Source organism: Mesorhizobium sp. M2A.F.Ca.ET.037.01.1.1 (genome assembly GCF_003998075.1).
In the GTDB taxonomy this organism is placed as follows: domain Bacteria; phylum Pseudomonadota; class Alphaproteobacteria; order Rhizobiales; family Rhizobiaceae; genus Mesorhizobium.
Map to the genome: position 1 here is coordinate 1 of NZ_RZSA01001873.1, position 390 is coordinate 390.

1 pseudogene is annotated in these 390 nt (G+C 63.1%); it reads left to right on the forward strand.

What is annotated here, in order from left to right:
* Positions 1 to 25: 25 nt before the first annotated feature.
* Positions 26 to 390: pseudogene (locus tag EOA27_RS40245) on the forward strand (histidine kinase); the annotation flags it as partial.

Below are 390 nucleotides of genomic sequence, written 5' to 3' on the forward strand. Positions count from 1 at the left end.
TGCTATCAGCTCGCTCCGAACCGAGTTGACAGCGGCGCGCGAAGAAAATCAGGTGCGCACTGCGGAGGTCGCCAATCTCCTTGAACAGCAGTCTGCGACGAGTGCGATCCTCAGGGTGATCGCTGCATCACCGACCGACATCCAACCGGTCCTGAATGCGGTCGCGGAAAACGCCGCACAACTCTGCGACGCCTATGACGCGGCGATCTTTCTGCGGCAAGGGGAATCGCTGGCCATTGGCGCACACCACGGGCCGATCCCCATCGACTTCGCCACTTTTCCGATCACGCGGGAGTGGGTCACCGGCCGCGCGGTGATCGATCGGAGGCCGATCCACGTGCATGATCTGCTCGCGCTGGAGGGCGAATTCCCTGCAGGCCGATCGATGGC